We start from the raw sequence: 24,513 nt of genomic DNA, 5'->3' as shown, positions 1-24,513 counted from the left end.
CATTTCCCCCTCCACCCTCTAGGCATAATGCGGAAATCAGCGCCAGAAACCATTTTACACCAGATATTGATGTAAGGTATCCCTTATAGAACTATTTCTAGAACTATTCTAGGTACAATTGCATAAAAAATGTGTTTTTTATTCTATAATGCAATAAAGAATATGAAAATAAAAACAAAATAGGCAATCACATGGTGTTATCAGGCAAAGATTTAGCCGCTTACAGAAACGAGGAAATTCTGTTTAAAGGTCTTTCTTTTTGTTTATTTTCACAGCAACTTATGACAATCACCGGTCCTAATGGTATCGGAAAGTCTACATTACTCCGAATCATTGTCGGTCTTCTTGAAGCTGCTGAAGGTCATATAATACTTAAAGACCATGATCAAATATACCCTGTTGCAACTGCTTGTCATTATCTTGGTCCTCAAAATGCTATGAAACCTCTCTTATCTGTCATTGATAATTTGCAATTTTGGGCAGATTTTTACGGTCAACATTTACGTTTTGCGCATGAAGCTCTTGCCGATATTGGTCTTTCTAACCTTGAACATTTACCCTTTAACGCTCTATCAACTGGACAACAAAGACGCGTAGCTATTGCTCGCCTTTTGCTCTCCTATCGTCCTCTTTGGATTTTAGATGAACCAATATCTGGGCTTGATAACCATGCCCAAAAACTCCTTGCCCGTATTTTCCAACGTCATCTCAATCAAGGTGGTATGATTATCGCTGCAACTCATAATTCCATAGGCATTCCAGAAAACCATAACATCGCTCTGGAAAAATTTTTACCTCTCTAGGAGAGAATAAAATGAAAGCACTGTTCTGGCGTGATCTTAAACTATTATTAGCGCTACAAGCCACTTCACTAACAGGATTATTGTTTTTTATCGCTGTTGTTGTCATAACCCCCTTTACCATTGGACCAGATCCCAAAATTCTTGCACAAATAGGACCAGGTATATTGTGGTTTGGAGCCCTTCTTGCAGGACTCCTCAATCTGAACAAACTTTTCCAAATCGATCGTGATGATGGTAATCTCGACCAATTTATCCTTTCAGGAAAAAGACAAAGTTTTACACTAATTGTCTTTACAAAATGTCTTGCCCATTGGGTAGGAACAATGCTTCCTCTTATTTTTGCCACACCTATTTTAGCCCTCATGCTCCATTTAGATATAACAATAACTTTTACAACAATACTTACCCTTTTATGCGGAACACCAGCTATTATTTTTATTGGTGCTATAGGCGCTGCACTCGCAACCTCATTGTTGCACAGTACTTTGCTTATTTTTATCATTATCTTGCCGTGGATCATTCCAATTATGATTTTTGGTGTTTCCGCTGCTACAGCCCCAATAAACCCAAATACCTCTTTTCTCACTTCTCTAGCTCTTCTCAGCGCTTTTTCACTTCTTTTGAGTCTCTTTAGCTCTTTTGTTGCTGCGATAACGCTTAAACTTTTATCAGAATAATAAAAGATGATTGCCGCATAGCAAAACTCTGCCTATTATGAATTTTATGAATAAACTATCTCGTACATATAAAATCAGGTTACTCCCTGCAAGTTTCACCCTTTTCATGAAAATAAGCAGAGTCGTCTTACCTTGGTTGGCCGGCATAACATTGTGTTTCCTTATCTTAGGGCTTATTCTAGTGATGCATTCCCCTGATGACTATCAACAAGGCATTACTGTTAAGATTATGTACCTTCATGTACCCTTTGCGTGGTTGTCTACATTCTGCTATGTAACGATGAGTGCAGCGGCATTAGGAAATCTGATTTGGAAATATCATCTTGCTGATGTAGCACTTAAATGTGGAGCGCCTATTGGGGCAATTTTTACCGCCTTGGCTCTCATGACAGGAGCGCTTTGGGGGCGACCTACATGGGGAACATGGTGGGTTTGGGATGCACGATTAACATCAGTTTTAATTCTGCTTTTTATCTATCTCTCCATTATCCTGCTTGGGCGTGCTTTTGACAACCAAGTAAAAGCCGCTCGCGCTACTGCAATTCTTACACTTGTTGGATTTGTTAATATCCCTGTTATTAAATTTTCCGTTAATTGGTGGAATACATTGCATCAACCAGCATCATTGTTACGTGCTGGAGGATCAACAATCGACAATGCTATGTTATGGCCCCTTATAACAATGCTCTTTTGTTTTATCTTTATGTTTATTGCTCTTTATTTGATGGCTATGCGAAATGAAATCAATAGTCATTATATCCGAATACTTCAGATTAAAAAATCCCGTCGTGTACAACAACAGGACGCTTCATCATGCTCGACCTAAATGGCATCCACGGCGGACTTTTAGGAAATCTATCTCAGAAAATTGATTTTTTCCTGAGCACCCTTAAACACGAGCAAATTGTTGTTTTAAGCTATGTGCTTTCTGCAATATCCCTCTTATGTCTTATTGGATATATTCTTTGCAAAGCCCTATACCAAAAAAAAATTCTCCAACATCTAAACAAAAAAGAGCTGTCACAAAAAGATAAAGTATAATGAAAAACATCCCTCCAAAACTTAAAAAAAATATATCTTTACCTGTTCTGCTTGTTTTTTTGGGACCATTTGTGCTTTTTCTTCTTCTCATGATGTTTTTTTTCAACTTTATGGATAAAAAACACCTTCAAGATTCTTCTCTTCTCCCAAACGCATTGGCTGAAAAACCTGCTCCCAATATTCATCTTCCTCTTCTTGATAAAGAAAGTTATCTCAATTCAAAACAGTTTAAAGGACGTGTCACATTGGTCAATTTTTGGGGCTCTTGGTGTTTGCCCTGTCGCGAAGAGCATCCTATTCTTATGCAAATTGCACAAGATAAACGTTTTGATCTGATTGGTATTAATTATAAAGATAATAAAACAAACGCCCTGCGCTTTTTAAACAGTTTTGGTAATCCTTTTAAATTTATTGGCTTTGATATTTCAGGATATACAGCCATTGATTGGGGAATATATGGCCCCCCAGAAACCTTTCTCTTGAATAAAGAGAGCATCATTATTGCCAAACATGTTGGTCCCTTAACATGGCAAATTTATCAAAAAAAAATTCTACCAAAAATTGAACAAGCGATTATGACAGAAGAAAAATAATGCAGGTGTGTAAAAACATAACGTTTTATCATGCTATGTATGCTATTTTATTTATACGGCCACTTATTCTTCTTAGAAGGATTTGACAAGAGTATTATCATTGTTGATTCAAAAACATGTGTAAAGAAATATCTGTAGAACAAACCTCCAAAATATGACAAAAATTTTAAGTAGTTTTCATTTTTCTTTAGCGATTAAATATCTGTTTGGGAGCTTTATTTTTGATTATTTGGACAAAACAATATTGCTATAGAACCATCGTTAGCTTAGTGACAGCAACCAACTATTGTTTTCAAAATCATATAGTATTTTTTCTCCGCTTTTTTATCTGAAATACACATTGTTATGAGGGGACTTCACCACTATTCTCATCTTTATAAAATAATAAATCTGCTCTTTTGCAGCGTCATTTTTATATTTATTCCCATTACACTTATCTGTTCGTAATAGACTCCATAAAGTCTATATTGAATCTATACATTCTTATTCTCTCGATAATTTCCCTTATGATTATAACTAATAAGCTTTATTAAGTCTTAATAAGATAAATTCGAGTAAGAAAATATGACTACAATCAAAAAGTCTCATTTAACAGAGAAGATAAGTTATGAGTGCATAATCAATTTATCAATGAACATTATAAAAGAATTCATTGTAAGAAATAAACTTTTGAGATGTAAAAAGTACAAAAGAAGCTTTTTCGAGAGGAGAAAATATATTTTACAGAGAACTCTTTTTTAAGCACTCTATGACGTAATTACTGATCTCAACAGAACGATCACTCGTATACATTAAAAAAACTCTAAGACAAGCAATATTCTAGAAGTTCATATGAGATTATGCGTAAACTTTTATGACGCAAATAAAATAGGCTTTTGTTGCAATCATCATTTTTTATGAAAAATATTTGATTATGTTTTTTCTTCTAAAAATTCTTGCGGTGTAAAACAATATGTTTTTGAGCAAAATTCACATGTGACTGAAATATATTTATTTTTAACCATTTTATTGCGTTCATCAATAGAAAAGCCTTCTAGGATTCCTTTAATTTTTTCGTGTGAACAAGAACATTGATCGACAAGAGAAAAAGGGTTAAAAACTCTAATACCTTGTTCATGAAAAAGACGGAACAAGAGCTGTTTACTACCGACTTGGGGATCTGTTAATTCTGAACTTTCAATCGTTGCCATGAGTATTTTAGCTTCCTGCCATTGGTTATCCAATTGGGTATGAGTTTTCGTTTCTTCTTGCTTTTGATGAGGGGCATCTATTTTATGATGAGACGATTCTTGGGGTAAAAGTTGGATCAAAATACCTCCAGCTCGCCAGCTTTTCTGCTGTTTTCCTTGTTGGTCACGATTAATTAATATAGCAACAGCCAGACGGATATCGGTAGGAATTTGTTCTGATTGATCAAAATAAATACGAGAAGCTTCTTGTAAATTTGATCCATCTAATGCAACTATCCCTTGATAGGGTTGCATATGGGGACCTTGATCAATTGTGAAAGCTAAAGTGCCTTTTCCTAAAAGTGTTTCTGAAGAGGTTTGACCATTGTTTATGGCTTGTTTAAGCTGTTCTTTATCAAAACGAGCGTATCCACGTAAACTGGAAGGAGGCAAAAAATCGCACACCAACATATTAACTGGTCCATCGGAATGAGTTTGTAAAATAAATTTTCCCGTAAGTTTTAGAGAAGTTCCAAGCAGAACCGTTAAAAGTAAAGCTTCTGCTAGAAGATAAGAAACCGGTTCAGGGTATTGATGTCTTGTGAGAATAGAATTTAAAGTTTCCCCAAGTTGTACGGTCCGTCCACGGATATCAAGTTCTTCAACTTGAAAGGGAATAACACTATCATCTTCATGCAAGAAGTTGTTGTTGAGAGAGGCTTCATCTTTAGCTTGTTCACTCATAGCTTTGCCTTTTTTATATAATTTATTGTAGGAGGCTATTGTGGAGAGAAAAACGCATCTTGTAAACACCAAGAAAGAATTGCTTTTTGAGCATGAAGACGATTTTCAGCCTCATCGAAAACAACGGAGTGCGGTCCATCAATCACAGAATCAACCACTTCTTCACCACGATGAGCAGGAAGACAATGCATAAAAAGAGCATCAGATTTTGCTAATTTCATGAGAGATTCATTGACTTGATAAGGCTGAAAAATAGAATGACTGCGAGCACGAAATTCTTGTCCCATGGAGACCCATGTATCGGTCATAATACAATCAGCATCTTGAGCCGCTTTTTGGGGATCATGGGTTAGTGTAAGATGCGCTCCTCGTTCACGTGCCCAATGTATAAATTTCTCCTGTGGTTCACTGCCCTTTGGAGTAGCAATACGCAAATGAAAATCAAAAAGAGCTGCGGCTTCAATTAAGGAATGGAGCACATTATTACCATCCCCCATCCACGCAAATATTTTACCAGAAATAGGCCCCCGATGCTCCTCATAGGTTAAGATATCTGCTAGAATTTGGCAAGGATGTGTATCATCTGTAAGAGCATTAATGACAGGAATTTGTGCATATTGTGCCAATTCGAGCATACGTTGGTGTTTCGTTGTTCGTAATATCACTATATCCACAAAACGGGATAAAACGCGCGCCGTATCAGCTATGGTTTCACTATGACCAAGTTGCATCTCTGAACCCGTGAGCATGATTGTATCTCCGCCAAGCTGGCGCATACTGATATCGAATGAAATACGGGTTCGTGTGGATGGTTTTTCAAAAATCATCGCAAGTGTTTTACCTATAAAAGGTTTTGAATCTTTTCCTGCTTTAAAAGATGCTTTAAGGATCTTTGCATAATCGATCAGTGCACGTGCTATTGCTGGCGTTAAAATGGATAAGTCCGTGAAATGACGAAGAGCATTTGTCATGTGTGTGATATTTGTCTTTCTTTGTTTACTTGGGAAAGATAAGCTATTGCTTTTTCAATACGATGTAAACTTTCATCTATTTCTTCTTCCCTAATGATAAGAGGAGGCAATAAGCGCACAACGTTGTTGTTGGCTGCAACGCTTAAGAGATATTCATTTTCCAAAGCATTAACGACAAGATTTGAAGGTACAATACACTGAATACCCAACATAAGCCCCATCCCCTGAACTGCGCAGATAATATCAGGATAGATATTGAGAATGTACAAAAGTCCACTTTTTAGTTTATCCCCCATACGCTGAACATGGTTGAGAAAACTTGGCTCTAACAAAACATCAAGAATACTATTTCCTACAGCCATTCCAAGAAGATTTCCTCCAAAGGTTGAGCCATGTGTCCCAAGTGTCATGCTTTTTGCAACTTTATCCGTTGCAAGGCAAGCACCTAATGGAAATCCCCCTCCTAATCCTTTTGCGAGGGTAAGAATATCAGGCGTGATATCACTCCATTCATAAGCAAAAAGCTTTCCTGTTCGTCCTATACCCGTTTGGACTTCATCTAAAATCAATAACAGACCATTATCATCGCATATTTTGCGCAAAAATCTTAAATATTCATGAGGAACCGTTCGTATTCCTCCTTCTCCTTGAATAGGTTCAATAAGAATAGCGGCGGTATTTTTATTAATAGTGTTACGCAAAGCGACTTCATCACAAAAAGGTACTTGAATAAATCCACCAGCTTTAGGTCCAAAGCCTTCAAGATATTTTTCATACCCAGTCGCAGCAAGTGCAGCAAGTGTACGTCCATGAAATGCCCCTTCAAAAGTAATTATTTCAATGCGTTCTGAATGACCAGCAGCATAGTAATAATGGCGTGCAGTTTTGAATGCGCACTCCAATGCTTCAGTACCTGAATTGCAGAAAAAAACCTTATCCGCAAAACTATTTGCACAAAGCCGCGTGGCAAAAGATGCTTGTTCAGGAGATTGAAAAATATTAGAAACATGCCAAAGTTTTTCAGCTTGTATTTTGAGCGTATCAACTAATTTTGGATGTGAATACCCTAATGCGTTAACAGCAATACCAGATGTGAAATCAAGATAATGTTCTCCTTTATCGGAAATAAGCCATACACCATGCCCTTGTTCAAAATGCAAATTTCGTCGTGCGAAGCATTCATAAAGTGGTTGTATAGAGACGACATCCATCATAATTCCCTTTATATTTTAGTCTTTTCAATATATATACAAAGCAACACTACAAATAAAACAGCATGGTATATTTCGTTACGGTGCTTTCAACATTTCATTACGATTAGTGATTACACCTATAGAATAGATCATTACACCAATTGAAAAAAAGTCAATGAGGGTTCTACAAATAAGCATTTTGGGAAAAAGCCTTAAACAAAAGTGAAAGTTTAACCTATGATTGATTTGCAAGTTGGGGAAAACATTCTAAATGAACTCTTCAAGAGGTAAAGACTCTTGTCATAGAGTGAGTGCATATTGTAATTTACAATATAATAAGCAAGATGATGTGTTTTGATTTGTAAATCCACAGGTTGGATGATTTTTTTATGCTCACGTAGAGTGTAAAGTTCTTTCATTCAGCGTAATGAAACATTATTTAAACATTTGAAGATGCAACGGAGGAGAGCATCTTAGTGACGTAATCAGAATGGAGTGCTGGTATGGGTTGGACATGTGAACGCGTTGAGCTTCTTAAAAAGCTTTGGAGTGAAGGGTTAAGTGCAAGTCAAATTGCTGCTCAATTAGGTGGGGTCAGTAGAAATGCAGTCATCGGCAAAGTACATCGATTAAAGTTACCAGGACGTGGTAAGACAGCACAAGGAAGCACGCGTGCGCAAAAAACTCCCGTGGGAAGCAGCAGTCCATCATCTCCACGTGTGCGTCGCAACACATCCACGGTATCGCCAATAAACACATCATCTGTAAGTATTGAAGAAACAGCTTTAAAGACAGAATTTGTAGTGGAAGATGTAAAAGAAGTTGATATGTCCACAAAATCCAATGTCGTTGTGCCTATATCACGTCAACTTAATCTTCTACAATTGAGTGAAAATACATGTAGATGGCCGGTTGGCGATCCATTATCAGCAGATTTTCATTTTTGTGGTGCGGATTCTGATGAAAATAGCCCCTATTGTGCCTTTCATGCTAAGCTAGCATTTCAACCAATATCTGAAAGACGTCGGATAAGAGTATAATACCCACGGTAGAATCTCATATTCTACGCCTTCTGCGCTTCGTTATTAAATTTTATTATCGAATTATTATGAGAAAGAAATTTGATGGAGCTTTTAATGAATGAAAAAATTTCTTCATGAAACTATTCAACGAAACTGTATCTTTTGGTGCTATTGCGCAGCTGTGTGTTGTAAAGTTATATTACTGTTTATTTTCATAATTTTCTTTAATTTAGTTGTACTGCTTTTAACACTATCCATAGCAACATCTTTTGAATAAGATCGTTTCTCAATTTCTCATGTTTTTATTCTTCGTGTATTTAATAGAGTAATGCTGTGGTTTATAAAAATAATTTATTGCTTTGCAACCTGAATGAGATCCATCTATATCTCTCTCATTTTAAGTCCTATTATATTGAATCAATCAAAATCTTTCGTTTGGGCGTCACGAGCGAGATGAGAACTGTGGAGAGTTAAAAACACTTAAAGAAAAGCATGCCTCTTATAAATGCTTTCAAGTGCCAAGGACTTAAAGGGTTGTTGCAACATTGGGAGATGGCAAAGTGTATGATGATGCCAGCTTGCTCTTTTATTAAGTATAAAGATAGTGGGTGCTTCATGGATTTATCGTTATACTCTTCACGAATGCCGTCGCAAAATAGGCTTGGGAGCGTTGAGAGATGTTTCTTTAAAACAAGCCTGTGAATATATGCAATTCAATGTCATTCTGTTTTGCGTGAGGGATGTGCCCCGTTAAAGAATGCGAAAAACAAAAGCGTGAAGCAATACGTAGAATGTAAAATAATATCTTTATAATTTTTTATAAAAAATTATAAAGAAGGGAATATTGTATTCAAGGCTCTTACGAAATATACAAAAACAATAAATTATAAGTATAAATAAATATAAAATCTAGAGCGACCACAATAACATCACTTTCCTTCTCCCGACACAAAACGGCGCAACCAAACATAAAGCGCACCTTCTCCGCCATGCTGACGCGCTGCTTGCTCAAACGCGTGGACATAATATCGAAAAGCTGGTGTTGATAACCAATACGGAACAAATCTATACAAAGCTCCATCGCTCCCAACGGATCGTCCTTTTCCTGTAATCACAAGGACATAACGCAATCCTCTCTGCTGAGAGGACTGTAGAAATTTTTTTAATAAAAAATAAGCTTCTTCCTGCATATAACCATGGAGATCAAGACGCGCCTCAAGAGGACAACGACCTTGGGAAATTTTACGATATGCAACATGATCAAAGAAATGAATCTTTTGTGCTTGTGTAACTGACCTCTTTTCTCTTTTAATAATTGTCGAGGATTGTTGATTTTCCTGAGACAATGAGGAGATTTGAGTTACAGGCTGTTTTTTATCATTAATATTTGCAATAGTTTCTGAAGCAGAAGAGAGCATCTTACCGTGAAGCGGTGTTATCGTACGACAAACCATCTCCCATAAAAAACGATCTTGTGGAGCCAATAAATCTATTTTTTGTCTCCATTTACTTGAGGACATTTTAATTTCTCATAAATCATTGAATGCTTATGGAAGAAAAACAAAAAGTATTTTAATTTTCATTTTCTGTAGCAAAAAGCTTCCAGTTGGGATCTGACGATAAACTATTGCGAACAAAAGTCCAAATATCCCTGATTTCTACAATAGCATCAGGATCACCGTCTATACGCTCGCCCTGTTCATTATAAGTAACAGAAATCATCTCACTGACAATACGTATCGTTAAAAGTTCATCTTTTTCTTGTATTGCCGCCGCAACAAATTCGATCTTATTAATTCCAACAAAAGTGAATTCTATTCTTTCTTTATTTTTTTCTCGTTGCTCAATAGCCGTACAAAAGCTCTCAAAAACATCCTGACAAAGCAAGCTTTTAAGTTGATTGCGATCACCTTTGGCAAAAGCTATTACAATCATTTCATACGCAATTTGTGCACCTTTTATAAAAAGTTGAGGAGAAAAATGAGGATCAATTCTATGCAATTCCCGCAAATTTTTATTCAAAACACTCCCCTCCGGTGAAATTTTATCAATTTCACTAAAGTCGTCTTTTTGTGAATTTTTCTGATGAGGGAACGAAACAATATTATCAGCCGTTTCTGCTTCAACTTGTTTTTTAGAACGTCGTGAATAAGGATCAAAGGGTGGCTTTTCAAACCCAATTCGTTTCCCTAATACATTACGGAGTTGCACAAAAATAACAACCATAACAACAAGAGCTATGACAAGTATAACGTCAAATTCCATAGGCGCTGTCAATCTCCAAAGCTTAAGTCTCTAATAAACATTGCAGTCAATACCATTTATCAATAAATATGTAAAATAAGGAATCTTATCATTCAAATATTTTTATAGATTTTGTATTTAAACGGAGTTCTCTTAAGAATTTCTCCCCCTACTCATCCAGAAGGAAACTTTCATGTGATAAAACTTTATTCTATAAATCCTCGTTTTTTTGTTGTTATCTTTCTTTGCATTCTTTTAATCGAGATTGCTGGTTTTATCTTTGTTGGTCAAGAAATTGGTATTTTGGCAACCTTGAGTTTGGTTATTCTCACAACCATAGCTGGGGTTGTTTTATTGCGAATTCAAGGGATTAGCCTTTTAAAAAATATACAAAATGAACTTATCCAAGGACGTACATTAGAGAATAATATTATTAATGATGCTTTCATCATGTTTAGTGCAATTTTACTTATTCTTCCCGGCTTTGTCACTGATCTCTTGGGAATATTACTTCTTATTAAACCAATTCGCTCTGTTGCTTGGCATTTCTTTGCATCATTAAAAAACAAAATGAATCCCAATACTAGAAGAAAAAATAACTCTGAAAAAATAATTGATCTTAAAGCAGAAGATTACACAATTCATGATACGACAGAATCTCCATGGCGCAAAAATGATGATAACCATTGAAATGCCTAAAAAATCTGTAACAAACTAAAAAAATATTCAAGATAAAGAGCGCATTTCTTGCAACCTTTTACAAGGCGTGATAACCAATCTGGTCTTTAGATCTAAAATAAATATACATATTATAATGAGAGAGGTTTGTCGTATGGCCGAAGGTGAAATAAATAACAGTGGTGGAGAGCCGGTTTTTGCTGTATTAACTCAATATTTAAAAGATTTATCATTCGAAAACCCTGGTGCTCCTCGTTCATTGCGTGCACGTGAAAAATCACCACAAATTGATATCAATATTAACGTCAATGCTACCCCAATTGGTGATGACAATTACGATGTCGTTTTGTCTCTCTCCGTCAAAGCCAATGATGAAACTGAAACCTTGTTTCATGTAGAACTTATTTACGGTGGTGTTTTCCACCTTAAAAACATTCCACAAGAACATGTTATGCCACTGGTCTTTATTGAATGTCCCCGTCTTTTATTTCCATTTGCTCGCCAAATTATATCTGATGCTACTCAAAGTGGTGGTTTTCCACCTTTGTGGATTGATCCTATTGATTTTGCAGCACTCTTCCAAAAGCGTCTTTCTGAAGAACAAAAAGACAATCAAATACAGCCCTCTTAAAAATTTATTTTTTTGCTATCAAAAAGCCCCTTGATATATTATTGGTATATTAGGGGCTTTTTTCCTTTAGACGACTTTTGCGGCATGATAAGCCGCAAGCATTGCAATATTGACAACATCTGTATCGCTTCCACTAAACGGTACAATTTGGACAGATTTTTCCAATCCAATTAAAATAGGACCAATGATGGTTGCTTCACCGAGTTCTTGTAACATTTTGCTTGCAATGGAAGATGCGTGATATCCAGGCATAACCAAAATGTTAGCAGGCTCCGTTAATCCCATAAATGGATATTGCTGCATCAATTTGGAATTGAGTGCCACATCAGCACTCATTTCTCCATCAAACTCAAAATCAACTTTGCGTTCATGCAAAATATTAATCGCATCCTGAATTTGCTGCGTCGTCTTCCCTTTCATATAACCAAATGTAGAAAATGCTAAAAATGCTACCCGTGGTTGATATCCAAATCCTCGCACAAATGAAGCTGCTTGTTCCGCTATATCTGCAAGTTCTTCAGCATTAGGATTTTCATAAACGGCTGTATCCGTAATAAACACAATTCGTCCACGGCAAATAGCCATTGAAATACCAATCAATCGTTCTTTTGGTTTTTCATCAATTGCACGACGTATATCGATCAACGCTGTTTCATAATTGCGTGTCACCCCTGTAACCATTGCATCAGCATCTCCTAGTGCCACCATACACGCAGCAAAATAATTGCGATCATTATTGATACGACGATGACAATCACGCAACAGCCAACCTTGACGCTGCATTTTTTTATAAAGATAATTCGCATAAGCATCTGTACGGCAAGAAAGCTTAGCATTCATAATAGAAATACCTTCACGCTCCAGATCAATTCCAGCGATAACAGCCGCTTCTCTTACTTGCTCTTCACGACCAACCAAAATCGCTTGTCCCAATTTTTGATGAACATAGGAAACGGCTGCCCGCATAACTTGCTCTTCTTCACCTTCTGCAAAGACAATTTGTTTTGGCGCTTGACGAACATGGTTATAAACCCCACGCATCATCGAGGAAGTAGGATCACGTCTCGCATTCAAATCGCGCTCATAGGCCTCTAAATCATCTATGTTCTTTTGCGCAACACCGCTTTCCATTGCTGCTTTTGCTACCGCTATTGAAACAACCGTAAATAAACGCGGATCAAAAGGAACAGGGATGATATAGTTAGGACCAAACTTTAATCGCTTTCCATGATAAGCTTCTGCAACGCTGTCAGGCACTTCTTCATGCGCTAAATTAGCAAGAGCCTTTGCCGCAGCAATCTTCATGTCTTCATTAATAACTCTTGCACGCACATCAAGCGCACCACGAAATATATAAGGAAAACAAAGAACATTATTAATCTGATTTGGATAATCGGAACGTCCTGTTGCGACAATGGCATCATGACGCACTTGCATAACCTCTTCCGGCGTAATTTCTGGATCGGGATTAGCCATAGCAAAAATGATCGGCTGGGGTGCCATGGATCTTACCATTTCAGGAGTAAGAGCACCTTTAGCAGAAACCCCAAAAAATATATCTGCACCTTCCATTGCTTCCATAAGCGTACGTTTATCTGTTTGAATAGCATGCGCAGATTTCCACTGATTCATTCCCTCTTTGCGTCCTTCATAGACCACACCCTTTGTGTCACATAATATGATATTTTCGGAACGAAAGCCCATCGCTTTAATCAATTCAATACAAGCAATCCCTGCAGAACCAGCACCATTACAGACTAACCGCGTATTTTGCATATCGCGCCCTGTTAAAGTCAAAGCATTGAGAACACCCGCAGCAACAATAATCGCTGTACCGTGTTGATCATCGTGAAAAACAGGTATATTCATCATCTCGCGTAGGCGGCTTTCAATCATAAAGCACTCTGGCGCCTTAATGTCTTCAAGATTAATTCCACCAAAAGAAGGTTCTAAATGGCGCACCAAATTGATAAAACTTTCTGTATCGTTTATATCAATTTCTAAATCAATGGAATCAATATCCGCAAAACGCTTAAACAACACTGCTTTGCCTTCCATGACCGGCTTAGAGGCAAGTGCCCCTAAGTTGCCTAACCCTAAAATAGCGGTTCCATTTGAAATAACAGCAACAAGATTACCTTTTGCTGTATAATCATAAGCTAGCGCTGGATTTTGAGCAATTGCCTTAACTGGAACTGCAACACCTGGTGAATAAGCAAGTGCTAAATCATGCTGTGTTGCCATAGACTTTGTTGCAATAATCTCAAGCTTTCCTGGTCGACCACGACTATGAAAATCTAGAGCTTCTCTTTCGCTCGCACTGTAAACAGTTTGAGACATTTTCTGATCCTGCTCGCTCTTTTTCATCTCACTTTATTTTCTCCAAAAACAGTGTAAATTTTGCTTGATAATGCGTATAGTCATTAAATTTGATTCATATATTAGAAATCGCTATTCTTGCCTTAGCAAATCTGATGATGCGTTGCAATTTAGAGATAAATAGATATTGAAGTAAACAAAAAAGAGTAAAAACTTCACTTAAAGGAAACAGGCCTCGTACAAATGGATAAAAAAAACAATCATAAAAATAATTTAATTCCACAGCCTGCCTCCCCATCTGCTTCCTCTCAAGAACGTCTTACACCTATGATGGAGCAGTACATAGAAATCAAAGCCGTCCATCATGATTCCCTTCTCTTTTACCGAATGGGGGATTTTTATGAATTATTTTTTAATGATGCGATTGAAGCTGCTCAGGCTTTAGGAATCACACTCACAACACGCGGAAAACATTTAGGACAAGATATTCCTATGTGCGGTGTTCCCGTTCATGCAGCAGATGATTATTTACAAAAACTGATTGCTTGTGGTTACCGAGTTGCTGTTTGTGAACAAATAGAAGATCCTGCTGAAGCAAAAAAACGTGGCTCAAAATCTGTTGTTCGGCGTGATGTTGTTCGCCTTGTAACCCCTGGAACGATAACAGAAGAAAAACTCCTTGATCCAACACGCGCAAATTATTTTATGACACTTTCCCGTATAAAAACTAGCGATGGAGAGGAATTTGCTCTTTCTTGGATTGATATCTCAACAGGCATATTTCGTGTAACAGAGAGCCGCCAAGAAAAACTTTTAGCAGATATTATGCGTGTGGATCCACAAGAAATCATTGTTTCTGATTCATTTTTTCATGATAAATCTCACAAGTCACTTTTTAGTGTTCTTGATCGTATCGTTTCACCTCAACCTGCTTGTCTCTTTGATGCACTCACCGCTGAACGCGATATTTGCAATTATTTTAAACTCTCAACTCTTGAAGGCGTTGCCGATTATTCACGCTGTGAACTCTCTGCAATTGTAGCTGCTATTCGTTATATCGAAAAAACACAAATCACGCATCGCCCTCCCCTCATGCAGCCTGAGCGCCAAAATGAAAGTGCAACTCTTTTTATTGATGCTGCAACCAGACTAAGCCTTGAACTTATTCGAACGACATCAGGTCAACGGGATGGAAGTTTATTAAAAGCTATTGATCGCACTGTAACAGGAGGAGGATCACGCCTTCTTATTGACCGCCTTATTGCTCCCCTCACAACTCCTTCAGCTATTGATACGCGTTTGGATTCTATCGATTTTTTTCTACATAATCCTTCTCTTGCGGAAGCGATAAAACTTATTTTAAAGGGGGGACCAGATATGCCCCGCGCCGTTTCACGTTTGGCTCTTGGACGAGGAGGTCCCCGTGATATGGCGACAATCCAGCGCGGCTTTGAAATCATTCGTGAATTGCATCAACTTCTTAATAATGAGCTTCTGCCTCAAGAAATAAGTGATGTACAACAGGTGTTCTCAAACTTACCTACAGCGTTGTACTTTCATTTAGAACAAACATTAGCTGATGATCTCCCACTCCTTAAACGTGATGGTGGTTTTATTCGTTCAAATTATCATAAAGAGCTCGATGAAATGCGTGCTTTACGTGATGAATCGCGCCGTGTCATTGCTGAACTTCAAGCGCAATATGCCCAAGAAACAGATATTAAGACTCTTAAAATAAAGCATAATAATATTCTAGGTTATTTCATTGAAGTAACCAGCACACAAGCATCTGCCCTTACAAATAATCCACAAGCTAAAGCACGTTTTATTCATCGGCAAACAATGGCAAACGCTATGCGTTTTACGACAACAGAGCTTGCTGACCTTGAAAGCCGTATTGCCCACGCTGCCAATCACGCATTGACACTTGAACTAGAGATTTTTGATATTCTCGTTCAGGAAATTACCGAACAAGTTGATTTTATTCGTAAAGCCTCTGAAGCACTTGCTATTTTAGATGTCTCTGTCGCTTTAGCATATCTTGCTGAAGAACAAGGATATTGCCGCCCTAAAATTGATCTTTCACTTACCTTTCATATTACAGCAGGACGCCATCCTGTCGTCGAGCAAGCACTCCGCAAACAAGCAGCAGAACCTTTTATTGCCAATAATTGTGATCTCTCTGTACAAGAAAATCAGCAATATGCAGCAATCTGGCTGTTGACAGGGCCTAATATGGGAGGAAAATCAACTTTTTTGCGGCAAAATGCTCTCATTGCTATTATGGCGCAAATGGGGTCCTTCGTTCCAGCAACTTCAGCACATATTGGTATCGTTGATCGCCTATTTAGTCGCGTTGGGGCTTCCGATGATCTTGCACGGGGGCGCTCAACCTTTATGATGGAAATGGTTGAAACAGCAACGATTCTCAATCATGCTAGCCATCATTCCCTTGTTATTCTTGATGAAATAGGGCGTGGGACATCAACTTTTGATGGACTTTCTATTGCTTGGGCTGCTGTTGAATATCTCCATGAAGTTAACCATTGTCGTGCTATTCTCGCTACCCATTTTCATGAAATGACTGCACTTACCGAAAAACTTGACAGACTGCATAATGTAACCATGAAAGTCAAAAATTGGGATGGTGATGTAGTTTTTCTTCATGAAATCACACCAGGAGCTGCTGACCGTTCCTATGGTGTACAAGTCGCAAAGCTTGCTGGACTTCCCCCAGCCGTTATTACACGAGCAACAGATGTACTCCATCAATTAGAACAAGGTGAAATGGCTGGAAAAGGACATAAACTCATTGATGATTTACCACTCTTTTCTCTTAAAGCAACATCTCCCGTCAATGAAGCAAGAAACAAACATTGTGTACTTCACGAAGCTTTAAAAAATATCCATCCCGATGAACTCTCCCCTAAACAAGCTTTAGAAGCAATTTACCACCTCAAACAGCTTGAAAAGAGTAACCCTTTATAGAAAACAAATGTTATTTTTTATTAAAAAGCTTTCTTAATAGGAGATAAAGTATCCCTTTTTGATATGCCACAGCACAAACTGTTGTTTACCGTATTCCCATCTCTTTTCTACACAATATATTTTGATAAGTGTAATGCATATAGAGGCAAAATCCTATGCATTATATTTCATATTTCCTTAGATCAACATTGGCCCGTATACAAAAAATTGGTCAATATCGACTATTTTTACAAGATAGTCGTTTTTTGCAAAGATTGTCATGAAATCTCCTCCACCTTGCAAATACGCAACATTTAATGAATTATGCTTTTTCACAATCAATATTATTGTTATCATAGCAACAGTTTTAGTTTAAAGCTGTCGGTGTTGGGATGCCTCCCCATTTTTCATAATAAATTCATGGATAATGGATCTCGCATTTTCTTCACATTTTAAGTTATGCTTCACATTTTAAGTTATAAAGAGCTCTTTTACTGTTTTCATATGAAACATATAATCAGATATATCACAGCAGTACTTTATTTTCATAAACATCCTTGAACTCCTTCCCGCACCTCAAAGGATAAGGATTTTCATTCGAATCAAGTCTGCAAACAGTCCAGATTCTAAGGGATTTACCTTAACTTCCTAGTCATGTAATTCACTTAAACTCAAAGTTTGATAAACAAGTCTAAGAATATTCACCACACACTAAATATATTAAGTAGGATGCCGTATATCACAGCTCTAAATGACAGTGTTTTTACGGTACAACAAGATAATGCCACCAGTACAATAAATATCTTTCATAAATATAAGAACAGGAAATCGTAATTTCGTATAAAATTGAAATATGATATGAAACGTAATCATACCATATCTATCTTTATCTGTCTTACATAGCTGCTAAAATAAGCAATCCGCAGCAGCTTTTAGTTGTATTGATAGCTTTTTAATCATACTGATCATGACTCGAAATATTCTGATAAGCTCATAAAATAATTAGCTTAGAATATCGTGTAAAAGATGCAAAAAATCAGAATACTATCTCTCTTTTATAAGACGCGTCATTCATCTCATCAAATATTACGTACTGCACCCTTTGCAGCAGATGTGGTCATCGCTGCATAGGCTTTGAGAGCCTTTGAAACTTTACGCTGACGCTTCTCTATCGGTTGCCAAGCACCTTTTCCTTTTGCTTCCATCTTAGCACGGCGCTGCTTCATCTCAACGTCATCCACCAACATATGAATTTTACGATTTGGAATATCAATTTCTATGATATCCCCCTCCTCCACCAACGCAATTTCTCCTCCTTCAGCAGCTTCTGGTGAAATATGTCCTATCGAGAGCCCTGAACTTCCCCCTGAAAAACGTCCATCCGTAACAAGTGCACAAACCTTGCCCAATCCTTTAGATTTGAGATAACTTGTTGGATAAAGCATTTCTTGCATTCCAGGTCCACCACGTGGACCTTCATAACGGATTAAAACAATTTCACCTATTTTAATCTTATCAGTTAATATAGCTGAAACAGCTGAATCTTGGCTTTCAAAAATTCTTGCCGGACCTTTAAAAGTTAAAATTGATTGATCAACGCCTGCTGTTTTTACAATGCAGCCATCTTTTGCAAGATTTCCATAAAGAACTGCCAATCCTCCATCTTGTGAATATGCATGTTCCCTATTGCGAATCACACCTTTTTCACGATCAAGATCAAGGCTCTCATAGCGACAAGATTGGCTAAAAGCTGTCTGTGTTGGAATGCCACCAGGAGCAGCACGATAAAATGTACGAACTGTTGGTTCATTAGTTTGTTTCACATCCCAACGGTAAAGAGCTTCTTTCATTGTTTTTGCGTGAACCGTATAAGTTGACGTATCAATGAGTCCCGCCGCATCCAGTTCACCTAAAAGCCCCATAATACCACCAGCGCGATGAACATCTTCCATATGTACATTCGCGACAGCAGGAGCAACCTTACATAAAACAGGAACACGACGTGAAAGATGATCAATATCCGTCATGGTAAAATCCACCTCACCTTCTTGCGCCGCGGCTAAAAGATGCAGTACTGTATTGGTTGATCCCCCCATAGCAATATCAACGGTCATTGCATTTTCAAAAGCCTTGCGTGAAGCAATAGAGCGCGGCAAGACTGTTTCATCATCTTTTTCATAATAACGTTTAACCAATGCAACAATTTGTTTTCCAGCTTCTTCAAAAAGCATCCGTCGATCTGCATGTGTTGCTAACATTGATCCATTTCCGGGAAGAGAAAGCCCCAATGCTTCCGTTAAGCAATTCATAGAATTGGCCGTAAACATTCCTGAACAAGAACCACATGTAGGACAAGCAGCACGCTCCATTTCAGCCACTTCTTCTTCTGAATTTTGTTCTGAAGCTGCTGCAACCATGGCATCGACCAAATCAACCGTTAGATCTTGATCCTTCCATTTAATCTTACCTGCTTCCATAGGACCGCCTGAAACAAAGATTGTCGGAATATTCAACCGTAAAGCAGCCATTAACATACCAGGCGTAATTTTGTCACAATTAGAAATACAGACAAGTGCATCTGCACAATGTGCATTAACCATATACTCTACAGAATCAGCAATGATTTCACGTGAGGGCAACGAATAGAGCATTCCATCGTGCCCCATCGCAATTCCATCATCTACAGCAATGGTATTAAATTCTTTCGCAACACCACCGGCAACTGCTATCTGTTGTGCGACTAATTGCCCAAGATCTTTTAAATGAACATGCCCTGGTACAAATTGTGTAAAAGAATTCGCAATCGCAATAATGGGTTTACCAAAATCAGTATCTTTCATCCCTGTTGCACGCCAAAGTCCGCGGGCTCCTGCCATATTACGCCCGTGGGTTGATATTCTTGAACGGTAAGAAGGCATTATTTTTTTCCCCTCAAATAATTCCATTTTGCTTTTTGTGCTGTAACTTCATTATAAAAACAAGAGCTTTAATATTCAAAAGAGAAAAATACCTTGTACTGCGGCATTTGAAGCACAAAATTAAAAGCTCTGCATAAACTTTTTCATAAAGCCTTTGTTTTTTATTACCTGTTAATCAACATCTAATCCTTGTGCAAGTCCACGTTTGAGACAAATATCAAAACGCTTCAGTGTGACATGAACAGTTCCAGATTTTTGTATGCCAGATTTGGTTAGTATATTGCATCTATCTGTTTGCGTAATCTCTGGAATTGGAAAGAATATAAAGAAATCGTGGTAAAAATCTATTATCTCCTTACAATTCAGCTTTACACCTTTCAAACGCATTCATAAAAATATCTTTTAAATAATGATGACGCATTATCTCATGCTTTTGTTTTTACACTCTTCAATAGAGCTACTCCCCTCAGGAAGAACAAAACACACCAAACAAAATACACTTGTATAGCCTTTATGTACTCATTTTAAAGAGACATCTTTCAATGCACTTGAGCCCATTTCACGATAGCGCCTATGAATGGTATAACAGCCCCCGTGAATAATATAAATCTATAAGGGACATCTTCACACTTATGAAGAAGATAACTGACACCATCATACATTTTTCTCATCCCCAATATTGCGAACATCCTTGGTAATTAAGACAATTAACAAGAGATATTTTTATTCCTTCCTTCAAGCGTTTTTATCTACACGGCTTTCCCTGCGTGTGACATACAAGCAAGTGACTTTAATTGTTTTAATACAAGAGGATCTAAAATGAGAGAACCTTATGATATTCGGGACTCTCATTCCAGTTGTAAAAAATTAATTATGAATATAAACCAATACTTATCTCATTATAACTCACATTACACCCTTTACGAAAAAACAGATAGAATTCACAAAGAGTACAGCGTTTTCTCGTAAGGTAATCTAGTGCAGAGTTACAATTTGTAGTTCATGCTCATTGGCTCCAGCAAGAGCGATAGAACGCTCATCGGATAAAATGATAGGATAACCTGTTTCACCAAAGAGAGCCCATATCGTAATGCCTGGGGTCATCGGTGGAAGATCTGGAAAGTTTTTAGCCAGATCATCTGTACAAACTTTTTTTAAATAGGCAATCTGTCCCGCATCAGAGTAGGATGTGTTCTGAAACGACAAGTTTTGTTTGTGTTCTCCCATTTCACTGTTCCTTTACGCCTTAACTTTTATGACTCACCACTACTGACTTTAATTGGAATCTGTTTTATTTCTTTTTTTAATTTTGGTTGATACAGATTAATTGATAAAAGACCATTTTTCAACTCTGCATTTGTAACATGCATCCCTTCCGCGAGAACAAAGGTTCGCTGGAATTGTCGCGCAGCTATACCGCGATATAAATATTGATGATTTTGGTTGTCTGTTTGTTTACCATGAATAACCAATTGATTATCATCGAGTAAAATATTAAGATGGTTAATCTTAAATCCAGCAACAGCCAAAGTTATCCGGATATGATTTGCATCATCACTTTTATGCAAACGTTCAATATTATAGGCTGGGTAAGCCTCATCAGCTTTACCGATACGTTGCAATATTTTTTCTACGGTTTCAAACCCTAAAAGAAAAGGATTGGAGAAAGGCGTCACATGTGTCATTCATGAGTATCCTCTTTAAAACGGCTTTACTTGACCAAACTCTATAAAAGTGTTCGCTGCACTCCTCTCATATGGCGAGCGTGAATGATAACTTCAAGAGAGAAGATTTAAGAGAGTTCAATGCCTCAAAGTAACATAAAATTATCAAAGGTGCGAAATTTATCTAGTATATTGTATAATAAAGATGAAATTGCGGAAATATTTCGCCGTTTTTCTGTGCAACGCCCAACACCTAAGAGTGATCTTAACTATATAAATACTTTTACACTTTTAGTTGCCGTTGTGCTTTCGGCTCAAGCGACAGATGTAAGCGTTAATAAAGCGACAAAAGAATTATTTTGCCTTGCTGATCAACCGGAAAAAATGGTTGCATTAGGGGAAGAAGAAATAGCAAATCATATCCGTTCAATTGGCCTTTGGCGTGCAAAAGCACGTAATGTTTATGCGCTTTGCAACTGTTTAATTGATTATTATGGCGGTCAAGTACCCGATACGCGTGAAGCACTCATGGCCCTTCCTGGAGTGGGGCGCAAAACGGCTAATGTGGTCTTGAATGTTGCTTTTGGTCAGCCTACATTGGCAGTAGATACACATATTTTTCGCTTAAGCAATCGTCTTGGTTTGGCGCCTGGCAAAACACCAGAAATTGTTGAGAAAAAATTATTAAGGATTATACCGGTTCATTATATTCGCCATGCGCATCATTGGCTGATTTTACATGGTCGCTATATTTGTCAAGCCCGTAAACCACAATGTACGCAATGCATTATTGCCGATTTATGTAAAGCAGCCATCAAAACAAATGTAATTCCAGCACCTTTGGTTGAGCTTCAAGGCAATGGAGCGCCGATTTTTTTGTAATACGGTCTTGCTATTTTGTGTATACTAGCTTATGAAAACGTCTTTAAGAGCCGCCCGGCAGGGCATGCCGTGGCTGTTTAAATGCTTGTTCAAGCGTTGGTCCGCTTGAGTGAATAAAATGTTTGATTAAATAAATTAATGTACGGAGTAGCAAAATGCCCAAGATGAAGACCAAATCATCCGCTAAAAAGCGGTTTAAAATCACTGCGTCAGGCAAAATTAAAGTAGCAGCTGCCGGTAAGCGCCACGGCATGATTAAGCGTTCGAATAAATTTATTCGCGATGCACGTGGAACAATGGTTTTGTGTGAACAAGATGCTAAAAAAGTCATTCAGCATTATTTGCCGAATGGTATTTAAACCTTACGCTTTTGATTTTGAGGAGATTATAATATGGCTCGTGTGAAAAGAGGTGTGACAGCACACGCTAAGCACAAAAAAGTTATTAAACAGGCTGAAGGTTTTTACGGTCGTCGTAAAAATACCATTCGTGCAGCTAAAGCAGCGGTTGATCGTTCAAAGCAATACGCTTATCGTGATCGCAAAAATAGGAAACGTACTTTCCGTGCTTTGTGGATTCAGAGAATTAATGCGGCTGTTCGCGCAGAAGGTTTAACTTATGGACGTTTTATTGATGGCTTATCAAAAGCCGGTATTGAGGTTGATCGTAAGGTTCTTTCAGATATAGCAATCCATGAGGCAGAAGCATTTTCTGCTTTAGTAGCTTCGGCAAAAAAAGCTTTAGAATATTTAAAAGATACGACACCTAATGCTTTCGAAGGCGCTGTCAAATAAGCCAGTCGTGTTCTCTTAAAGCATTCATTTATTCGAGGTCCCGTGCTGGCTATTGCGAGTGCGGGTTTTTCTTTATTAAAAAATAGGCAAAAATATGAATGATATTGAGCATCTGGAACAAGAAATTTGTTTAGCCTTAGAGGCAGCAGGTGATGAACAAGCACTTGAAGAAGTGCGTATTGCAGCATTGGGTAAAAAAGGTAGTATCTCTGAAAAATTAAAAGAATTAGGAAAAATGGATGCTGGCGAGCGCCATAAAGTTGGACCAGTTCTTAATGGATTAAAAAATCGCATTTTAGAATTATGGGCACAAAAGCGTGATCTTTTGAAAAGACAGGCAATGGATGCCCGTCTTTCTCGTGAAACAGTTGATGTTACCTTGCCTGTTCGCTCTTCACCTATAGAACGGGGACGCATTCATCCTATTTCACAAGTGATTGAGGAAATTATTGCCATTTATACAAAGTTGGGTTTTTCTCTTGCAGAGGGACCTGATATTGAAACAGATTATTATAATTTTACGGCATTGAATTTTCCTGAAGGGCATCCAGCGCGTGAAATGCATGATACCTTCTTTTTTGATGTTGATAAAATGGGAGAACGAAAATTATTGCGAACCCATACATCACCCGTACAAATTCGTACACTAGAAAAACAAAAAGCACCGATACGAATCATTATTCCTGGAAAAACTTACCGCATGGATTCGGATGCAACACATTCTCCCATGTTCCATCAGGTAGAAGGTCTTGTCATCGATAAAACCTCCACCATTGCCCATATGATGTGGCTACATGAAACCTTTTGTAAAGAATTTTTTGAAGTTCCCTCTGTAAAAATGCGTTTTCGTCCCTCTTTTTTCCCTTTTACCGAACCATCTATGGAAGTGGATATTCAATGTGATCGTTCTGGTTCAGAAGTAAAGTTCGGAGAAGGACAGGATTGGTTGGAAATTTTAGGATGCGGAATGGTGCATCCCCAGGTGTTGAAAAATGTTGGTTTAGATCCCGATGAATATCAAGGTTTTGCATGGGGCATGGGCATTGATCGTATTGCCATGTTGAAATACGGTATGCCTGATTTGCGGGCTTTTTTTGATGCTGACCTGCGTTGGTTAGACCATTATGGCTTTCGTTGCTTTGATATGCCTGCTTTTTTTCCTAATAAAAACGTGTGATCTTAGTCATCGCTTTCATGTGAGGT

The 24,513-nt window shown here is 37.7% G+C and carries 21 protein-coding genes and 2 pseudogenes; 14 read left to right on the top strand and 9 right to left on the bottom strand.

Annotated features, from left to right (window positions below; genetic code table 11):
* Positions 1–191: 191 nt before the first annotated feature.
* The 5 genes and pseudogenes from ccmA to ACFIJW_RS06550 all read left to right on the top strand — a co-directional run bounded on the left by ccmA (position 192) and on the right by ACFIJW_RS06550 (position 3,114).
* Positions 192–803: a heme ABC exporter ATP-binding protein CcmA gene (ccmA, locus tag ACFIJW_RS06570; RefSeq protein WP_375617535.1), complete on the top strand. Its 612-nt coding sequence runs from the start codon at positions 192–194 to the stop codon at positions 801–803.
* A gap of 11 nt (positions 804–814) precedes the next feature.
* Positions 815–1,480: a heme exporter protein CcmB gene (gene ccmB / locus ACFIJW_RS06565; RefSeq protein ID WP_375617534.1), complete on the top strand. Its 666-nt coding sequence runs from the start codon at positions 815–817 to the stop codon at positions 1,478–1,480.
* A gap of 46 nt (positions 1,481–1,526) precedes the next feature.
* Positions 1,527–2,306 (top strand): heme ABC transporter permease, encoded by a 780-nt coding sequence (locus tag ACFIJW_RS06560; RefSeq protein ID WP_375633698.1) that lies wholly within the window; start codon positions 1,527–1,529, stop codon positions 2,304–2,306.
* A pseudogene (locus ACFIJW_RS06555) lies at positions 2,294–2,546 on the top strand (hypothetical protein). The gene ACFIJW_RS06560 and the pseudogene ACFIJW_RS06555 overlap by 13 nt, the downstream one beginning before the upstream one ends.
* Complete coding sequence (locus ACFIJW_RS06550; RefSeq protein WP_375633697.1) at positions 2,521–3,114, top strand: DsbE family thiol:disulfide interchange protein; 594 nt, start codon at positions 2,521–2,523, stop codon at positions 3,112–3,114. The pseudogene ACFIJW_RS06555 and the gene ACFIJW_RS06550 overlap by 26 nt, the downstream one beginning before the upstream one ends.
* Positions 3,115–4,025: 911 nt before the next feature.
* Here the strand turns inward: ACFIJW_RS06550 and ACFIJW_RS06545 are convergent.
* The 3 genes from ACFIJW_RS06545 to ACFIJW_RS06535 are packed head-to-tail and all read right to left on the bottom strand — an operon-like array spanning position 4,026 to position 7,209.
* Positions 4,026–5,027, bottom strand: coding sequence for an Hsp33 family molecular chaperone (locus tag ACFIJW_RS06545; protein ID WP_375633696.1), 1,002 nt, complete (start codon positions 5,025–5,027; stop codon positions 4,026–4,028).
* Positions 5,028–5,062: 35 nt separating this feature from the next.
* The gene (argF, locus tag ACFIJW_RS06540; RefSeq protein WP_375617531.1) at positions 5,063–5,998 is read right to left on the bottom strand and encodes an ornithine carbamoyltransferase; all 936 of its coding nucleotides are present in this window, start codon (positions 5,996–5,998) and stop codon (positions 5,063–5,065) included.
* The gene (locus tag ACFIJW_RS06535; RefSeq protein ID WP_375633740.1) at positions 5,995–7,209 is read right to left on the bottom strand and encodes an aspartate aminotransferase family protein; all 1,215 of its coding nucleotides are present in this window, start codon (positions 7,207–7,209) and stop codon (positions 5,995–5,997) included. Before ACFIJW_RS06535 ends, argF begins: the two co-directional genes overlap by 4 nt.
* Positions 7,210–7,694: 485 nt before the next feature.
* Here ACFIJW_RS06535 and ACFIJW_RS06530 point away from each other — a divergent pair, with 485 nt between their 5' ends.
* Both ACFIJW_RS06530 and ACFIJW_RS06525 read left to right on the top strand, forming a co-directional pair.
* Entirely contained in the window at positions 7,695–8,231 is a 537-nt protein-coding gene (locus tag ACFIJW_RS06530; RefSeq protein ID WP_375617530.1) for a GcrA family cell cycle regulator, read from the top strand.
* A 527-nt stretch (positions 8,232–8,758) separates the two neighbouring features.
* Positions 8,759–9,007, top strand: a pseudogene (locus ACFIJW_RS06525) (Arm DNA-binding domain-containing protein); the annotation flags it as partial.
* Positions 9,008–9,142: 135 nt separating this feature from the next.
* Here ACFIJW_RS06525 and ACFIJW_RS06520 read toward each other — a convergent pair.
* Entirely contained in the window at positions 9,143–9,733 is a 591-nt protein-coding gene (locus ACFIJW_RS06520) for a Smr/MutS family protein (protein WP_375617529.1), read from the bottom strand.
* A 52-nt stretch (positions 9,734–9,785) separates the two neighbouring features.
* A complete protein-coding gene (locus ACFIJW_RS06515; RefSeq protein ID WP_375617567.1) occupies positions 9,786–10,478 on the bottom strand; it encodes a Tim44/TimA family putative adaptor protein in 693 nt (230 codons plus the stop codon).
* Between the two features lie 174 nt (positions 10,479–10,652).
* On the opposite strand from ACFIJW_RS06515, the gene ACFIJW_RS06510 reads away from it, so the two are divergent.
* Positions 10,653–11,147 carry an FxsA family protein gene (locus tag ACFIJW_RS06510; protein WP_375633695.1) on the top strand — a complete coding sequence of 165 codons (495 nt, stop codon included), beginning with the start codon at positions 10,653–10,655 and terminating at the stop codon, positions 11,145–11,147.
* A gap of 142 nt (positions 11,148–11,289) precedes the next feature.
* Positions 11,290–11,766 (top strand): protein-export chaperone SecB, encoded by a 477-nt coding sequence (gene secB / locus ACFIJW_RS06505; protein WP_375633694.1) that lies wholly within the window; start codon positions 11,290–11,292, stop codon positions 11,764–11,766.
* A 66-nt stretch (positions 11,767–11,832) separates the two neighbouring features.
* On the opposite strand, the gene ACFIJW_RS06500 is transcribed toward secB, so the two are convergent.
* On the bottom strand, positions 11,833–14,133 hold the full coding sequence (locus ACFIJW_RS06500) for an NADP-dependent malic enzyme (protein WP_375633693.1): 2,301 nt from the start codon (positions 14,131–14,133) through the stop codon (positions 11,833–11,835).
* 195 nt (positions 14,134–14,328) lie between these two features.
* Between ACFIJW_RS06500 and mutS the strand changes: the two genes are divergently transcribed.
* Entirely contained in the window at positions 14,329–17,073 is a 2,745-nt protein-coding gene (gene mutS, locus ACFIJW_RS06495; protein WP_375633692.1) for a DNA mismatch repair protein MutS, read from the top strand.
* A gap of 1,058 nt (positions 17,074–18,131) precedes the next feature.
* Here the strand turns inward: mutS and ilvD are convergent.
* From ilvD to ACFIJW_RS06480, 3 genes are all read right to left on the bottom strand, one after another.
* The gene (gene ilvD / locus ACFIJW_RS06490) at positions 18,132–19,970 is read right to left on the bottom strand and encodes a dihydroxy-acid dehydratase (protein ID WP_375633691.1); all 1,839 of its coding nucleotides are present in this window, start codon (positions 19,968–19,970) and stop codon (positions 18,132–18,134) included.
* 975 nt (positions 19,971–20,945) lie between these two features.
* A complete protein-coding gene (locus ACFIJW_RS06485; RefSeq protein WP_012754519.1) occupies positions 20,946–21,197 on the bottom strand; it encodes a DUF1150 domain-containing protein in 252 nt (83 codons plus the stop codon).
* A 26-nt stretch (positions 21,198–21,223) separates the two neighbouring features.
* Positions 21,224–21,655 carry an Hsp20 family protein gene (locus ACFIJW_RS06480; protein ID WP_375612819.1) on the bottom strand — a complete coding sequence of 144 codons (432 nt, stop codon included), beginning with the start codon at positions 21,653–21,655 and terminating at the stop codon, positions 21,224–21,226.
* A 120-nt stretch (positions 21,656–21,775) separates the two neighbouring features.
* Between ACFIJW_RS06480 and nth the strand changes: the two genes are divergently transcribed.
* The 4 genes from nth to pheS all read left to right on the top strand — a co-directional run bounded on the left by nth (position 21,776) and on the right by pheS (position 24,487).
* The gene (nth, locus tag ACFIJW_RS06475; protein ID WP_375633690.1) at positions 21,776–22,516 is read left to right on the top strand and encodes an endonuclease III; all 741 of its coding nucleotides are present in this window, start codon (positions 21,776–21,778) and stop codon (positions 22,514–22,516) included.
* Between the two features lie 155 nt (positions 22,517–22,671).
* Positions 22,672–22,875 (top strand): 50S ribosomal protein L35, encoded by a 204-nt coding sequence (rpmI, locus tag ACFIJW_RS06470; RefSeq protein WP_183193590.1) that lies wholly within the window; start codon positions 22,672–22,674, stop codon positions 22,873–22,875.
* Positions 22,876–22,908: 33 nt separating this feature from the next.
* The gene (rplT, locus tag ACFIJW_RS06465; protein ID WP_375633689.1) at positions 22,909–23,310 is read left to right on the top strand and encodes a 50S ribosomal protein L20; all 402 of its coding nucleotides are present in this window, start codon (positions 22,909–22,911) and stop codon (positions 23,308–23,310) included.
* Positions 23,311–23,404: 94 nt separating this feature from the next.
* Entirely contained in the window at positions 23,405–24,487 is a 1,083-nt protein-coding gene (gene pheS, locus ACFIJW_RS06460) for a phenylalanine--tRNA ligase subunit alpha (RefSeq protein WP_375633688.1), read from the top strand.
* Positions 24,488–24,513: the final 26 nt, after the last annotated feature.

The organism is Bartonella sp. MM97QHHN, from assembly GCF_042194285.1.
GTDB lineage: Bacteria > Pseudomonadota > Alphaproteobacteria > Rhizobiales > Rhizobiaceae > Bartonella.
This window is presented reverse-complemented; position numbering and strand designations above follow the sequence as displayed.

Bases quoted from the DNA above. Each gene is read 5' to 3' on its own strand.
- ccmA (WP_375617535.1), top strand. From the start codon at position 192: ATGGTGTTATCAGGCAAAGATTTAGCCGCTTACAGAAACGAGGAAATT.
- ccmB (WP_375617534.1), top strand. From the start codon at position 815: ATGAAAGCACTGTTCTGGCGTGATCTTAAACTATTATTAGCGCTACAA.
- ACFIJW_RS06560 (WP_375633698.1), top strand. From the start codon at position 1,527: ATGAATAAACTATCTCGTACATATAAAATCAGGTTACTCCCTGCAAGT.
- ACFIJW_RS06550 (WP_375633697.1), top strand. From the start codon at position 2,521: ATGAAAAACATCCCTCCAAAACTTAAAAAAAATATATCTTTACCTGTT.
- ACFIJW_RS06545 (WP_375633696.1), bottom strand. From the start codon at position 5,027: ATGAGTGAACAAGCTAAAGATGAAGCCTCTCTCAACAACAACTTCTTG.
- argF (WP_375617531.1), bottom strand. From the start codon at position 5,998: ATGACAAATGCTCTTCGTCATTTCACGGACTTATCCATTTTAACGCCA.
- ACFIJW_RS06535 (WP_375633740.1), bottom strand. From the start codon at position 7,209: ATGGATGTCGTCTCTATACAACCACTTTATGAATGCTTCGCACGACGA.
- ACFIJW_RS06530 (WP_375617530.1), top strand. From the start codon at position 7,695: ATGGGTTGGACATGTGAACGCGTTGAGCTTCTTAAAAAGCTTTGGAGT.
- ACFIJW_RS06520 (WP_375617529.1), bottom strand. From the start codon at position 9,733: ATGTCCTCAAGTAAATGGAGACAAAAAATAGATTTATTGGCTCCACAA.
- ACFIJW_RS06515 (WP_375617567.1), bottom strand. From the start codon at position 10,478: ATGGAATTTGACGTTATACTTGTCATAGCTCTTGTTGTTATGGTTGTT.
- secB (WP_375633694.1), top strand. From the start codon at position 11,290: ATGGCCGAAGGTGAAATAAATAACAGTGGTGGAGAGCCGGTTTTTGCT.
- ACFIJW_RS06500 (WP_375633693.1), bottom strand. From the start codon at position 14,133: ATGAAAAAGAGCGAGCAGGATCAGAAAATGTCTCAAACTGTTTACAGT.
- mutS (WP_375633692.1), top strand. From the start codon at position 14,329: ATGGATAAAAAAAACAATCATAAAAATAATTTAATTCCACAGCCTGCC.
- ilvD (WP_375633691.1), bottom strand. From the start codon at position 19,970: ATGCCTTCTTACCGTTCAAGAATATCAACCCACGGGCGTAATATGGCA.
- ACFIJW_RS06485 (WP_012754519.1), bottom strand. From the start codon at position 21,197: ATGGGAGAACACAAACAAAACTTGTCGTTTCAGAACACATCCTACTCT.
- ACFIJW_RS06480 (WP_375612819.1), bottom strand. From the start codon at position 21,655: ATGACACATGTGACGCCTTTCTCCAATCCTTTTCTTTTAGGGTTTGAA.
- nth (WP_375633690.1), top strand. From the start codon at position 21,776: ATGCCTCAAAGTAACATAAAATTATCAAAGGTGCGAAATTTATCTAGT.
- rpmI (WP_183193590.1), top strand. From the start codon at position 22,672: ATGCCCAAGATGAAGACCAAATCATCCGCTAAAAAGCGGTTTAAAATC.
- rplT (WP_375633689.1), top strand. From the start codon at position 22,909: ATGGCTCGTGTGAAAAGAGGTGTGACAGCACACGCTAAGCACAAAAAA.
- pheS (WP_375633688.1), top strand. From the start codon at position 23,405: ATGAATGATATTGAGCATCTGGAACAAGAAATTTGTTTAGCCTTAGAG.